The sequence below is a fragment of the Leyella stercorea genome (genome assembly GCF_021531655.1).
This window is the reverse complement of record NZ_JADYUF010000026.1, coordinates 1-14,888: the sequence shown is the minus strand read 5'-3', so window position 1 is coordinate 14,888 and position 14,888 is coordinate 1. Positions and strand designations below refer to the sequence as shown.

Here is a 14,888-nt window from a genome sequence, read left to right as displayed (position 1 = left end):
TAGGCATAGACGTAATAGGATTAGAGGTTGTTCTTCTCGATATCCTTGAAGTAGCGGTATGTTCCAACCTTGAGCTCCTCAGTAGCAGCCTCGTCAGCTACGATGATACCGTGCTGGTGCATCTGCAGAACAGAGATAGTCCACATCTGAGTAACCGGACCCTCAACAGCAGCCTGGAGAGCGCGTGTCTTGTTGTGGCCATTAACGAGGATCATAACCTCACGTGCAGACATTACAGTACCTACACCTACTGTGAGAGCTGTTGTAGGAACCTTCTTCACGTCGTTGTCGAAGAAACGAGAGTTGGCAACGATAGTGTCAGTTGTAAGAGTCTTCATACGTGTACGTGATGTGAGTGAAGAACCCGGCTCGTTGAAAGCGATGTGGCCGTCAGGACCGATACCACCGATGAAGAGGTCGATACCACCAGCCTCAACGATCATCTGCTCGTAACGTGCGCACTCAGCCTCCAAGTCCTCGGCGTTGCCATTGAGGATGTGGATGTTCTCCTTCGGGCAGTCAACATGGTCGAAGAAGTTCTTAGCCATGAATGAGTGGTAGCTCTCCGGGTGTGACTCGGGCAGACCTACATACTCGTCCATATTGAAAGTGAGGACATTCTTGAACGAAACACGTCCCTCCTTGCAAGCCTCAGCCAATGCATGGTACATTCCGATAGGTGAAGAACCAGTCGGCAGACCGAGCACGAACTTGTGGTCGGGTGTCGGATTGAACTTGTTGATACGCTCAATTACATGCTCAGCAGCCCACTTTGAGAGCTGATCATAATCCTTTTCAATAATAAGTCTCATAATATTTTTGTTTTAATAAAATTTGATTAGCGTTTTGAAAGCGTGTCCCGAAGTCACATCGGGACACGCTGTTGATTGTTGTAGTAGTTGTAACTAAATAAGCAGTCATTTGTTAGTTGAAAATCGGTTTTTCCAAACTAATACGACTTGGCGCCCTATTTATTCAGGCGTCACAATTCATAGCTTGTCTTTATCCATACAAAGATACTCATTTAATCTATAACGTCAAAGATTATCAAACAAAATTAGTTGCTTAACATCAATTTTTAAACACAATTTCGTATTTTTGCACCATTCATACACATAACAGCACCCAATGGCATGCTGTTTGTGACAAATAAAGCGTAAGAAACACTTCACGCAGAAGTGACTTATTAAATTTATTCAATAACATTAGAATTTAAGACATTATGGTTTATACCAACAATCCGTGCCCTCGTACAGAGAGCACACAAAACAACGAGCGCGAACGCAAAATCTACCGCGTCACGATATATGGAGCCGTGGCAAACATACTGCTCTGCCTCTTCAAACTGCTGGCTGGCATCATTGGACGCAGCTCGGCAATGATAGCCGATGGCATACACTCGCTCAGCGACCTTATCACCGACTTCATCGTTATTGCCTTCGTGCGCATATCGAGCAAGCCGCAAGACCGCGGACATGAGTACGGACACGGCAAGTATGAGACTCTCGCTACAACCATTATCGGGCTGATGCTGCTGTTTGTTGGATTGGGCATCATGTGGAACAGCATCACTCAGATATGGTCGTGCCTTAACGGTGGCACGCTGCAGTCGCCGGGCTGGATAGCGTTCGTGGCTGCCATATTGTCTATAGTAGTCAAGGAGGCGTTGTTTCAATACACGCGCAAGCAGGGCAGACAGTTGCAGTCGCAAGCTGTCGTAGCCAATGCATGGCACCATCGCAGCGATGCCCTCTCGTCAATTGGCACGGCAATAGGCATCGGTGGAGCCTTGGCACTTGGCTCACACTGGACCATACTCGACCCCATTGCAGCCCTTATCGTGAGCATTCTCATCATCCACGCATCTATCGAACAGTTGCGTCCGAGTCTTGGCGAACTTGTGGAGAACTCTCTGCCCGAACCTGTTGAAGAAGATATTATCAAGACCCTGCTCTCGTTCGACGGCGTAAAGGATCCACACAATCTGCGCACACGCAAAATAGGCAACCGTTCCTCTATTGAGGTTCATGTGCGTATGGACGGACAGATGACTCTCGACAAGGCTCACGACATCACTCGTGCCATGGAAAAGAAACTGAAGGAGCAACTCGGCGAGGGTACATTCGTGATAATACACGTCGAACCTATTAAATAAGATTCTGAACTTTCGCAAGTTCAATTAAAATAACAGATGTCCGCTCATAATGCGCCATGTTCGGTTTGAAGCATATAAGTTCTTTGCCAGTACCACATGAGTAACACTCCAGTACCACATAAGTGAAACTCCAGTACCACCTATATGAAACTCCAGTACCAGTTAGGTGATACTGAAAACGGTACTGGGAGCGTGCGTCAAGCTTATTGTAATTATTGAGCACACTCTCCTCCTATATATGTAAAGATAATTTTGAACTGTTACTTAATGTAACAAGTTAATATAGTAGTGGGTGTGCAAAAGTCACAGCAGTACGCCCCGAAAGGGGGCAGAAGCACATAGCCCAGGGCCGCTCGGCTCTGCCGCTTGCCTAAGCAAGAACGCCCTGAGGTAAAAAGCCACCAAAAACAATGCGCCCTGTAAGGGCAAAAGCATTGATAATTAATGCTTTTGAGGGAGTTTTGACACACCCTCCTATGTGCTTATTGGGCTTTCAGCCCGTATAATTGAGTTTTGACACACACTCAGCAATCAATGATACAAATACTATTGTTAGTAATGATGATTTGTATTCGACTTGGTGCTGCGGAGGCCGGAGACCTCCGCTACTTATAGGTTCATAATTGAATCAATACAAATATCGTACAGGCAGTAAAAAAGTGTTACAAACGAAAAATCGATTATAGAGAATTCAGGGGCGGATATTATAGGTTTTGACAGTTGTAGAATATCTTCTATACACGCAAAAAGGGCTTCTTTGCCTTCCAAACGATAACATCTGGAAGTCAAAGAAGCCCTTTTGTGTTGCAGCGGAGGCTCAATTGGAGTGCTAAAGTTGTCCTTTCGGAGTGCTAAAGTTGCCCTTTTGCAAAGAAAAGGAGTCCTTTTGCGTCTGCGTTTTTTGCACACCTCACTCCACTAATGCCGTAACATTATGTATATAAAAAGGTTAAGTTCTGCACGCTCAAAACTCGAGAATTTCGAGCAAAAGATTTCGTTGTGCGTTCAACTCGCAGTATTGAGCGTTAGAAATGCAAATATTGTACATCAAAACTCCAATACCATGGTCTGGCGCGGACGTAATTTCACGTTATGACTGATTACGACGTTGCATCCAGTTGTCACGTCTACAGCCTTTTGGGCATCGCCTATTATCTCGGCATAACGCTTCACATCGAGTTCGGCAGTCTCTTTCTTACCGTTGATAACGGTCATAACGCTCTTGCCTTTATACTGGCGTGCTACGACGTAAATGCCCTTATGCGTGCAGAACTGTGTCTGTGTGCCCTTTGTTATCACCTCGTTGCCCTGACGCCAATGCAGCAGTCGGCTTGTCCAGCGGAACATATCGTTCTGCGCCTTGGTACGTCCTTCTGCCGTGAAGGCATTCTGCTTGTCGTCAGCCCAACCTCCAGGGAAGTCCTTACGCACGTTGCCGTCAGTAACGCTCTTGGTTCCGTTCATCAGCACCTCAGTACCGTAGTATAGCTGTGGGGTACGGTTGATGGTCAACAGCAGCGCCAATGCCTGCTTAAGAGCCAGAGTATCCTTGCCATCGCCTAAGAATCGGTCGGTGTCGTGATTCTCTACGAAAGCCATCACGCTCTTTGGGTTAGGATAAAGGTAGTCGTAGCACAGCACGTTGTATATGCGGTTCATTCCGTTCCACCAATCATCGGTCTCCTCACGCTTAGCCTGATTGATGCGGTCGAAGAAGGCGAAGTCCATGACAGTCTTCAGATAGCTGTTCTTGTCCGACAGTTTGCTGTCCTTCTGCCATGCTGCCGTATAGGCAGGTTCGGTCACCCACGTCTCGCCAACGGTGTTGAAGTTGGGATATTCCCGGTCGAGTGTCTTCATCCAGAGTGCCATTCCGTCGCGGTCGGCATACGGATATGTGTCCATACGGATGCCGTCTATACCTACAGTCTCTATCCACCACTCGCTGTTCTGTATAAGATATTTCATGACGTGCGGGTTGCGCTGGTTGAGGTCGGGCATTGTAGGCACGAACCATCCGTCTACTGTCTCACGCAAGTCTACCTTGCTTGCATACGGATCGAGCACGGGCGTAAGCTTATAGCTGGTCTGCAGATACTTGTCGTTGACCTTGGCGTTGCCGTCCATAGTGTCCAGTTTCTTCTGATGCTCGGCTGTCTGATATTCGGGCGAGAGCCATTCGGGAGCGTTAAACCAGTCCTTCGAGGGCATATCGGCTACCCATGGATGGTCGAAACCGCAATGATTGAAAATCATGTCCATCACCACCTTCAGTCCCTTGCTGTGAGCCTCGTCCACAAGACGCTTATACTCGTCGTTGGTTCCGAAACGTGGGTCTACACGATAGTAGTCGGTAGTGGCATAGCCGTGATAGGTTGAGTTCACGCCATTGCTCGGACTGTCGTTCTCAAGAACCGGTGTAAACCACAGCGCCGTAACTCCAAGCTCGTTGAAGTAGTCGAGATGCTGGCGTATTCCCTCAAGGTCGCCTCCGTGGCGCAGACTTGGAGCCGAGCGGTCGCATGTCTTGTCGCGCATGTTCTTGAAAGCGTCGTTCTTCACATTGCCGTTGGCAAAGCGGTCGGGCATGAGCATATACAGCACGTCTTCGTTGCTGAAGCCTATGCGTTTGTCGCCTGCCATAGCGCGGTCTTTCAGCTCGTACTTCACCTTCTTGGTCTGCTTGCCCTGCTTGAAACTCAGTGTCATCTCGCCAGCCTTTGCACCCTCAAGGTTGAGGTAGACCAACAGATAGTTGGGCGAGTCGAGTCGTGCTATAGAATCGATACGCACTCCGGGATATTTCACTTCCACATCGGCGTTGCGCACATCCTTGCCGTACACCATAAGTTGCAGTGAGGCATCCTTCATGCCTACATACCAGTTGGTAGGTTCGATGCGGTCGACTGTCACCGCTGCGTTCAAACTCATAGCACTCATAAGCATCATTAATGATACAAGTTTTTTCTTCATTATCTTATTAGGTTTAATTTAAGTTTCGCAAGCGAAAGTAGTTAAGAAGTTAAGGAGTTTTTCGCAAGGCTCAAGGAAACTTCGCGCCCTACGGTCGCTAAGGAGTTAAGCCATTAGCATTGTTTTGCTTGATATAGCATTATAAGCATTTGGCTTCGCTCGGCTTTGCCGCTTGTTTGCAAGAACTTCTTAACTCCTTTAACTACTGAATTCTCTGAACTTGCGAAAGTTCAGAGTTTATGATAAATTAATTAGTTCTACTTCTGATAGAGTATCAATGCCGACTGGGCATCAACCTTAGCCTCGGAGGCATTGAACGAGAGTCCGATGCCATGCTCGTTTATCACTCCGTTGCAGCAGGCTACGGTGTATTCGCCTTCGGGTATGGCTATTGTCTTAGCCTCCTTGTTGGCATTGAGCACTACGATGATGTCTTTCCACGAGTCGATACCTTCAAGGTTCTTCAGTCGGAATGCTACAAGACAATCGTCGGTAGCAATAAACTCCAGATGCTCTCTCACGGCTTCTGCCTTGCCAAGGCGGAATGCGGGATGATTATTACGAAGCTGTATCAAGCCACGATAATACTCAAACACCTGCGGATATTGCTTCAGATTGTCCCAGTTGAACTCGTTGATGCTGTCGGGTGACGAAAAACTGTTGTGCACGCCTTTCTTGTCGCGTAGCATTTCCTCGCCTGCCAGCATGAAGGGCACGCCCTGCGATGTGAATACTGCAGTCTGTGCCAGCAGGTCGAGGCGTATGAGTTCGGCCTGTCGGTCGGCTTGGCTGCGTGTCATGTCTTTCAGTCCGGGCACGCTCGCCTTCAATCTGTCCACCAGACACATGTCATCGTGACAGCTGACATAGCTTATCTGCTGTGTTGGCTCGTTGGTCCACGGCTTCTTGTCGTAGTTGACGCGAGTCATGTCCACCTGATTATGGGCTATGCCGCCAACTATTCCGAACTTCAGACTCTCCTCCTCGCCCTTTATTCTGGCAAGGAATGCTCCCTTAGTGTCATCGGAGAACGGACCACGAAGAGCATCGCGCATGTCGTCGCTGAACGCTCCGATGCCGTTAAGCTTGTAGGTAGAAGCCTTCATAGCAAGCTTCTCCTGCGGATAGGCACACGTTCCGGCGCTCCATCCCTCACCATATATATATATTGTGGGGTCGATTGCATCGACAGCAGCACGTATCTGGTTCATCGTTTCGATGTCGTGAACGCCCATAAGGTCGAATCGGAATCCGTCAATGTGAAATTCGTTAATCCAGTACTTCACGCTCTCGATCATAAACTCACGCATCAGCGGACGCTCCGATGCCGTCTCGTTGCCACAACCCGAACCGTCTGAATAACGTCCGTCGGCTGTCTTGCGATAGTAATAGTCGGGATAAGTACGCTGGAAGTTGCTGCCTTCGATGTCGAACGTATGATTATACACAGCGTCGAAGATTACGCGGATGCCTGCCTTGTGCAATGCCTGCACCATTGTCTTGAACTCACGTATGCGCACCTCTGGCCGATATGGGTCTGTCGAGTAGCTGCCTTCGGGCACATTGTAGTTTTTCGGGTCGTAACCCCAGTTGAATTGTGGGTGATGGAGTTGTGTCTCGTCTACAGAAGCATAGTCGAAGAGCGGCTGAAAGTGGATGGCATTGATGCCGAGACTCTTCAGATAGGCTATGGCGCGAGGTTCGGCAAGAGCCAGATACTTGCCCTGGTGCTGCATGCCCGAAGTAGGGCTAATGGAGAAGTCGCGCACGTGAAGCTCGTAGATAACCTGGTCGGCAGGCGATGCAAGAGCCGGACGACGGTCGTCAGCCCATCCTTCAGGATTGGTGTCAGCCATATTCAGTATTGCGCCACGGTTGCCGTTGACGCCTACAGCCTTGGCAAACGTGCCGGGACACTCGCCCTTGCCTATGTCGAAGGTGTAGAACATGCCGGCAAGATTGCCCTTGACTGTGGCTTCCCAACGGTCGTTGCCTATAGCCCGCATCTTAACGGTCTTGACGGGTTTGCCTCCCTGTCCGCTCTTGTACAGGCGAAGCTTGGGGGTAGAAGACGCGTTGAGATGGAATACGGTTTGTGTCTTGCCGTATTCCATCTCATTAAAGCACCCCTGAGCATTGGCATTCAATGTAAACATTGCGGCAAAAAATGCCGTAAACAAATAATTTCTGTTCATGTCAGTAGCGTAGTGTATTGTTATTATTTAGCAATAAGCGAAACAGCGAAACCGCCACCGCGTGCCTCCTTAATCTTCAGCACATCGCCCTTCTTGACGGTCTTGTGCAGAATCTGATAAGCCTTAGGATTGTACTCATAGTCAGCGTTCTTAGCATCCTGGTAGATGGCGCAGTCATACTTGCGGCCCTTATCGAGGAAGTCGAGACGTACCACAGCGGTGCGAGCCTCTTCGCCTGTCTTGCCTCCTACAAACCAGTTGTCTGTTCCCTTTGCCTTGCGTGCTACGGTGATGTATTTGGCTGGTTCTGCCTCCAGATACTTCGAGTCGTCCCAATCGTAAGCCACGTCGCGTATGAATTTGTGCCTACAGACATCTTTTTTATCTGCCAGCCTGACTGAAGTTATCTGCCAGCTTGACCGATGAGCGTGCTAATGTCGTTGATAAACTCACCGTTTGCCATGAGATCCTCAATATTCAGGTGCATGCGATAGCGCCAGTAGTGCTTTGGATTGGCAGGTATGTTGATGCGCTCGGCATCGGCATCGGGCAGACGCAGACGGTCGTACATTGCGAACCAGTCCTGAACGCTCAATACGCAGAGCATCGACGGCGAGTCGAGATGACGTGCAATGATGTCCTTGGCAAGCCATCCTGGCAGCGGATGTGGGGCAGGTCCCTGACGATGAAGCATCGAGTTGTAATAGTCTTGCGTACGTTCGTAGTTCTCGTCCCACCACTGTCGCAGCGTAGGCATGTCGTGGCTGGATATGGTACATACCGAACGATATGGGTTCTGGCTGAGGTGTCCGAAACGAGTAGTGGTCGACTTGGGCATACTCTGCAACTCAAGGCTAAGGATTTTCAGCTCGTTCATCACCCATGGCACGCAATCGGGCACCATGCCAAGGTCCTCGGCACACACAAGCATACGGGTGGCTTGTACCAGCTTGGGCAGCTTCTTCATTGCCTCACGATACCAGAACTGGTTGTTGCGACGATAGTAATAGTCGTTGTAAAGGCGGTTGAAAGCCTGCTTGTCGTTGTCGTAGAGCGACTCGTAAATGAAGTCGAGCTGGGCTGAAATGCGCGGATGGAACATGTCGGCATTGTTACGGTCGCGCACGAAGAGCACGTCGCTGACAAGCGAATAGAGTCCGTCGCGCAGCCAGAGGTCTTCCTGATGGGTTACACCTGCAAAACGTGCCTCTATCTTGCGCTGTGTATTTACCTCGGGCTTCATGCGGTAGCGCTCGTCGTCGATATGTTCGAGATAGTTGCAACGCACCTCATCGGCACGCTCATGGAACACGCGGTCGAGCACCCAATCGGTAATAAACGGCTCGGTGAATCGCTCCTCCTGGAAGTTCAGTCCATACTGCATTATCTCCTCACGACTCATTGCCTGCGATGGAGCAAACTGTCCTGTCAGTCCGTGAACTCTGTCGATAGGTATCTCCCAGATGCGGAAGAATCCGAGTACGTGGTCGATTCGATAGGCATCGAAGAATTGCGACATGCTCTGGAAGCGACGCACCCACCACTGGCAGCCGTCCTTCAGCATCTCGTCCCAGTTGTATGTGGGGAATCCCCAATTCTGTCCATTAACCGAGAAATCGTCGGGTGGTGCTCCTGCCTGTCCGTTAAGGTTGAAGTATTTGGGTTCCATCCACACGTCGCAACTGTGTCTGTTCACTCCAATAGGAATGTCGCCCTTCAGAATTATACCCTTCTGCTTGGCATACTCGTGTGCCTCCTTCATCTGCGACGACAGTATGTACTGTACGAAATAGTAGAAAGCCACCTCATGATATGCCTTTGTGCGAGAATCAGACAGCATAGCGCGGTCGTCCTCATTCCATGTGTTATGGTCTTGCCATTGTGTGAAATCGGCAGTACCATACTTGTCTCTCAGCGATGAATACTGAGCGTATGGTACGAGCCAATTCTGTGTTTCCTGGAAGAACGCCTTAAATTCTGCGCTCTTCATAATCTTTTTACCTTCTTGAAGAAAGACCCTCTGTAAATATTCTGATTTGAATGCGTTTACCTTTTCATAATCTATCTGCGACAGGGCGTTTAGCCGTTGACGCTCTGCTTCCATCTCTGTGCGTACTTCTTCGTCATCCAGCTGCGGCAACGTACGCAAGTCGGCATACTGCGGATGTATGGCGAAGACACTGATACAGCTGTACGGATAAGAGTCGGTCCATGTGTGGGTGATGGTGGTGTCGTTGATGGGCAGGAGTTGCAGCACACGCTGTCCGGTCTTTGCCATAAGGTCAATCATCATCCTCAAGTCGCCAAAGTCGCCTATACCGGCACTTGTCTTGCTACGGAGTGAGAACACCGGCACAAGTGTGCCAGCCAGTCTTCGATTCCACATCTCGAAGAACGCCTGATCAAGACTGTACACCACCGTCTGACCGTTCTTGAATTGGGGCAGAGTGATGGTGCGGTTGTTTCCGCACTCCCACATCATCACCAGTCCCGAACCATTCACTACAACTAACTTAAACTCTATACTATCATCATGCAATAACGAGGCATCTATATCGACCGCCCATTCGCAATGGTTGTGCAGCGTCATAGGCAGCGCTTTGTCATATTTCCACTCGCCCAAAGCCTTCTGAGCACCTACTACAGCCAATCGCTGACCCTCGCGCAACTGCGGTGCACGCACCACAAGGCGAAGTGTACGGTCGTATGCGGTAGGCTGCATTGTCTGCGGCTCAAGATGGTTGATGCAGTCGGTGAAAGCACTGCTGTAGAGATAAGAGTCATCGGGCATTGCATTCCAGCGGTCGTATACGGTGTAGTCGGTAGCTGCATCGCACGTCAGGTCGAGCACATGCTTCACCGTCTGCCATTCGCTACGCTCTACAGAACCGCCCACTTGAACCTTATAATAATACTCAAGTGCACGGTCTGCTTTACTATAATTCAAATCGCACCACCACTGCACACCGTCAATGGTGGTCATGCGATAGGTCTTCACTTCATTATCCTCGATAATGTTAAGTGACAACTCCTCACCGAATGCAGTACGGTATTCTATATGAAAATGTATTGTCATTGTGAATTTTGGTTATTGGTTTGTTGGTACAAATTATATCATTGGTTTTCACAATGCGAAATTATTAAAAAATGTGGTACACTTTCACTCAAAAACCAGACATTCTTCACATAAACACATGCAAACGATTGCATTTTGCTATACCTGTTTATGGCTTTTAATGGCCGCTACAGCCATTGCGCCGCAAACAAGCAATACGCCTGCAACTATCATCATATTGCTCTGATGCGAGCCTACAAGATGCAGCAGGTGACCTCCACACACAGCAGCTACAATCTGCGGTACGCATATAGTGCCGTTGAAGAGTCCGAGATATGCACCCTTGTGGCTGTAACCCTCAAGAGCATTGGTGACAAAAGCAAACGGCATGGCAAGCATAGCAGCCCAAGCGCAACCTATAAGCAGGAAGGGAAGCACAAGCAGATTCTTATCGCCGACGAACGGCACAAGAACGAAACCGATGCCACCGATAACAAGACTTATGGCGTATGCCATCTTCTCGTTCTTGAACTTAGGCAGCGCCATAGCCCAAAGCACCGAACCGATGGCTTGCCAGAAGAACAGCACACCAACCCAGTTGCCCGCCTCCTGATATCCCTTTGAGGCGACATCAGTGGTATGCCATACCGTATCGGCAATAGTACCGTTGGTGTAGGTCCACATATACATAAAGGCTGCCCAACAGAAGAACTGCACAAGTCCTACCTTCCAGAACATTGAAGGTGCATTCTTGAGCAACGTTATCCAGCCTGCACTCTTCTCCTTGGCTTCAGGGTCAGCCTCGTTATATTGAGCATACTCTTCTGGATTCCATTCCTTCACCTTCAATGTAGTGTAGATGACACAAAGAATGAGTATAGCTGCACCTACATAGAACGAGTAGATAACCGAGTCGGGGATAACACCTTTCGGAGCCTCGTTGGCTATGCCAAGGGCTGTGAACAAGAACGGGAACATATATCCGACAAGCGAACCGGAATTACATAGGAAAGACTGTATAGAATAAGCGAGCGACTTCTGCTTCTCATTGACCATATCGCCCACAAGCATCTTGAAAGGTTGCATTGCCATATTGATGCTTGTGTCGAGAAACATCAGCGAGATAAGACCGAACACCATAGCCGTGCCCACTGCCATACCAAACGAGCCTGCATTTGGCAACAGACACATTACAAGCACAGCCACTGTTGCACCAACGAAAAAATACGGAATGCGACGGCCGAAACGACACCACGTCCTGTCACTAAGCGTACCTACTATAGGTTGCACCAATATTCCCATCAAAGGAGGCAATATCCAGAAATAGCTAAGATTGTGAGGGTCGGCTCCCAATGTGGCAAAAATACGTGATATGTTGGCGCTTTGCAGAGCGTAAGCTATCTGCACGCCAAAGAATCCGAAACTCAAATTCCAGAGTTTCCAGAACGAAAGATTAGGTTTTTGGATCATTGTTATTTGGTTTAATTTTTATTTTAGTTTCAAAAGCAAAAGAAGACGACTTCTGAACTTAGCGTGTCGTGCCTCTCACCACCAGACGTGTGCGCACCACACGCATCACCACCTCATTGCGCGGCAGCGTGCCTTCAACCTGGCCTATAAGTATATCAGCTGCCTCCTCGCCTACCGTCACACCACGCTGTTCTACCGTGGTGAGCATCGGATCGCAAGCTATTGCACGATTACCATTGGTAAATCCACAAACACTGATATCCAATGGAACACGAAATCCCATGCGCTTGGCTGTATACAGTAAGCCTATAGCAGTATCGTCGTTGATGGCAAAGAAGGCATCGGGACGCTCTTCGGCTGGCAACGAGAGTATTTCAGGAGTGATTGCTTCAGCTTGTGCACGGTTATCACATAATCTGACAAGAGCCTCGTCCACCTTCAGCCCGTGCTTCACAATTGCGTCATGATAGCCGTTGTATCGGTTCTTCGACAACTCCAGATTCATGGGCGAGCCATAAAAGGCTATGCGCTTACACCCGGTTTCTATCAAATGTGATACGACTGCGTATGCCCCATTATAATCGTCGACCACAACACGCGATCCATTCACGCCCGTACATATACGGTCGTAAAACACAAGTGGAACACCACTGTCCATAAGCCGTTGGAAATGGTCGTAGTGCTTGGTATCCTTGGCTTGCGACACAATGATGCCACACACCTTGTTTTTATAGAAGTCGTCGCAGATAGCGACCTCCTTGTCATATCGCTCATTGCTCTGTGCCACCATCACACGATAACCACGGGCACGAGCCTCCTCCTCAATGCCAGACAACACCGAAGCAAAATAGTAATGCACAAACTCGGGAATGATGACCCCTATCACCTTCATAGACTGGCTGCGACTATGACGCAGTGCTTCACCAATTACGTTTGGATAGAAGTTATGCTCCTTGGCATATTCCTGAATGCGCTTGCGCTGCACTGAACTGATACGCGGACTGTCATTGAGTGCACGGCTCACTGTAGCCACGGAAACGCCCAAAGCACGGGCTATATCCTTCATTGTTATAGGTAAATTCTCTGGCATGGTTATAGGTAAATTCTCTGGCATGATTTTATTTTACGACACAAAAGTAATTATATTTTCCGAACGAACAGAGCTATATGTATACAATATTGTAAAAAGAAAATGCAAACGTTTGCACTAAAAATACTTCCATTTTATGTACAAAACGATACAACAAAAAAGTAAAGATAATAAATTTGCACTCGGAAATACAAACAAATGTAAAAAAATACATCTTAAACCTCATACGATTACAAATCATTCTACCCTTAGCGAAAGTTCAATTACACTTCACTATTAAGGCAAAATGTTTATGATGAGATCGAATTGATTAAAACAACATAGTAATAACTAAAAACATGCAAACAATGAAGCAGTTGAAAATCAAATTGCCTCTGAGGACGCTGGCATTGGCTGGTGGTCTTCTCCTTGCAACAAGTTCCTTCGCGCAAAGCAACGCCATCAAGGGACATGTTAAAGACGCTTCGGGCGAACCGGTCATGGGCGCTACCATCACCGTTAAGGGTAAAGCAGTTGGAATTACCGACATTGATGGTAACTTCTCTATCGATGCTGCTCCCGGTACTGAACTTACATTCACCTTCCTTGGTATGTCGCCGCAGACCGTTAAGGCATCGGGCAACATGACTGTAACAATGTCTAACGATGACAAACAACTTAATGAGGTTGTCGTAATCGGTTATGGTGTGGCAAAGAAGAACGACCTTACAGGTTCGGTTACTGCCCTCAAGCCAGATGAAAAGAACCATGGTATCATCACTTCTGCACAGGACATGATCCAGGGCAAGATTGCCGGTGTAAATGTAAACACAGCAACTGGCGCTCCTGGCGAAGGTGCTCAGATTCGTATTCGTGGTGGTGCTTCTCTTACCGCAAGCAACAACCCGTTGATTGTTATCGATGGTATGCCAATGGATAACAATGACACTAAGGGTGTAAACAACCCTCTCTCGCTCGTTAATCCTAATGATATCGAGAGCTTCACCGTATTGAAGGACGCTTCGGCAACCGCTATTTACGGTTCGCGTGGTTCGAATGGTGTTATCATCATTACAACAAAGAAGGGTCGCAGCGGTCAGAAGCCACAGATTTCTTACAATGGTACACTTTCAGTAAGCACCATCGCCAAGAAGCTGGATGTGATGAACGCAAAAGAATATGTTGACTTCATCAAGAGCTATTACGGCGAAGATTCTGCTGCTTACAAAGGATTGGGCTGGAAGGAATACAACGCAGACGGCACACCTAACTATGCTGCAGGCACATACGACACCGACTGGCAGGACGAAATATATCGTGCAGGTGTCAGCCATGAGCATAATGTAAGCCTCTCAGGCGGCATTAGCAAACAGTCTTGGTCAATGCCTTATCGCATAAGCGTAGGCTACACAAGCCAGGACGGTATCTTGAAGGGTTCAGAATACGAGCGAATTACAGCAGGCTTCAACCTCAATCCTTCATTGCTCAACAAGCATCTCAACCTGAATATCAACGGTAAGTACTCTTACTCAAAGACAAATCCTGGTGGACAAGGCGCTGTTGGGGCAGCTATCACTATGGATCCTACTCGCCCAGTGAAGAGCAGTGACGAGCAGTTCAAGAACTGGGGCGGCTATTGGCAGTGGACAAAGGCTACTACATCATATGATCCAACATACCTATATGACCGTATGTCAGATCAATCTCCTTCTAACCCAGTTGAGTTGGTTGACCACTACAATTTCTACAAGAGTGCCAACATTTTCCTTGGCAACGTAGAGGCTGACTATAAGATTCATGGTTTTGAAGACCTTCATCTGCATGCCAACTTAGCCGGTGAATACACTGATGGTGGCGAGTACGACCACAAGAACCCGCAATCTACCTACGGATACTACTATACCCCAGTTCGGGATAAGAAATAGTTCATAAAAAAGTTGGTAGTCTCACAAATATTTTGTATCTTTATAG

At 48.2% G+C, this 14,888-nt stretch carries 8 protein-coding genes and 1 pseudogene; 2 read left to right on the top strand and 7 right to left on the bottom strand.

What is annotated here, in order from left to right:
• Positions 1 to 20: 20 nt before the first annotated feature.
• Positions 21 to 812: a glucosamine-6-phosphate deaminase gene (gene nagB, locus I6E49_RS08705; RefSeq protein ID WP_235401854.1), complete on the bottom strand. Its 792-nt coding sequence runs from the start codon at positions 810 to 812 to the stop codon at positions 21 to 23.
• 410 nt (positions 813 to 1,222) lie between these two features.
• On the opposite strand from nagB, the gene I6E49_RS08700 reads away from it, so the two are divergent.
• A complete protein-coding gene (locus I6E49_RS08700) occupies positions 1,223 to 2,155 on the top strand; it encodes a cation diffusion facilitator family transporter (protein WP_235401853.1) in 933 nt (310 codons plus the stop codon).
• A 1,047-nt stretch (positions 2,156 to 3,202) separates the two neighbouring features.
• On the opposite strand, the gene I6E49_RS08695 is transcribed toward I6E49_RS08700, so the two are convergent.
• The 6 genes and pseudogenes from I6E49_RS08695 to I6E49_RS08670 all read right to left on the bottom strand — a co-directional run bounded on the left by I6E49_RS08695 (position 3,203) and on the right by I6E49_RS08670 (position 12,938).
• A complete protein-coding gene (locus I6E49_RS08695; RefSeq protein ID WP_235401852.1) occupies positions 3,203 to 5,128 on the bottom strand; it encodes a glycoside hydrolase family 13 protein in 1,926 nt (641 codons plus the stop codon).
• Between the two features lie 257 nt (positions 5,129 to 5,385).
• Positions 5,386 to 7,284: a type I pullulanase gene (gene pulA / locus I6E49_RS08690; RefSeq protein ID WP_235401851.1), complete on the bottom strand. Its 1,899-nt coding sequence runs from the start codon at positions 7,282 to 7,284 to the stop codon at positions 5,386 to 5,388.
• Positions 7,285 to 7,346: 62 nt separating this feature from the next.
• Positions 7,347 to 7,685: pseudogene (locus tag I6E49_RS08685) on the bottom strand (glycoside hydrolase family 97 C-terminal domain-containing protein); the annotation flags it as partial.
• Between the two features lie 41 nt (positions 7,686 to 7,726).
• Positions 7,727 to 10,399, bottom strand: a complete 2,673-nt coding sequence (locus I6E49_RS08680; RefSeq protein WP_235401850.1) for a 4-alpha-glucanotransferase — start codon at positions 10,397 to 10,399, stop codon at positions 7,727 to 7,729.
• A 138-nt stretch (positions 10,400 to 10,537) separates the two neighbouring features.
• Positions 10,538 to 11,848 (bottom strand): MFS transporter, encoded by a 1,311-nt coding sequence (locus tag I6E49_RS08675; RefSeq protein ID WP_235401849.1) that lies wholly within the window; start codon positions 11,846 to 11,848, stop codon positions 10,538 to 10,540.
• A 58-nt stretch (positions 11,849 to 11,906) separates the two neighbouring features.
• Positions 11,907 to 12,938, bottom strand: a complete 1,032-nt coding sequence (locus I6E49_RS08670) for a LacI family DNA-binding transcriptional regulator (RefSeq protein WP_235401885.1) — start codon at positions 12,936 to 12,938, stop codon at positions 11,907 to 11,909.
• A 347-nt stretch (positions 12,939 to 13,285) separates the two neighbouring features.
• Here I6E49_RS08670 and I6E49_RS08665 point away from each other — a divergent pair, with 347 nt between their 5' ends.
• Positions 13,286 to 14,842, top strand: a complete 1,557-nt coding sequence (locus I6E49_RS08665) for a SusC/RagA family TonB-linked outer membrane protein (protein ID WP_235401848.1) — start codon at positions 13,286 to 13,288, stop codon at positions 14,840 to 14,842.
• Positions 14,843 to 14,888: the final 46 nt, after the last annotated feature.

Coding starts and splice junctions, on each gene's coding strand:
- nagB (WP_235401854.1), bottom strand. CDS start 812: ATGAGACTTATTATTGAAAAGGATTATGATCAGCTCTCAAAGTGGGCT.
- I6E49_RS08670 (WP_235401885.1), bottom strand. CDS start 12,938: ATGCCAGAGAATTTACCTATAACAATGAAGGATATAGCCCGTGCTTTG.
- I6E49_RS08680 (WP_235401850.1), bottom strand. CDS start 10,399: ATGACAATACATTTTCATATAGAATACCGTACTGCATTCGGTGAGGAG.
- I6E49_RS08695 (WP_235401852.1), bottom strand. CDS start 5,128: ATGAAGAAAAAACTTGTATCATTAATGATGCTTATGAGTGCTATGAGT.
- I6E49_RS08700 (WP_235401853.1), top strand. CDS start 1,223: ATGGTTTATACCAACAATCCGTGCCCTCGTACAGAGAGCACACAAAAC.
- I6E49_RS08675 (WP_235401849.1), bottom strand. CDS start 11,848: ATGATCCAAAAACCTAATCTTTCGTTCTGGAAACTCTGGAATTTGAGT.
- pulA (WP_235401851.1), bottom strand. CDS start 7,284: ATGTTTACATTGAATGCCAATGCTCAGGGGTGCTTTAATGAGATGGAA.
- I6E49_RS08665 (WP_235401848.1), top strand. CDS start 13,286: ATGAAGCAGTTGAAAATCAAATTGCCTCTGAGGACGCTGGCATTGGCT.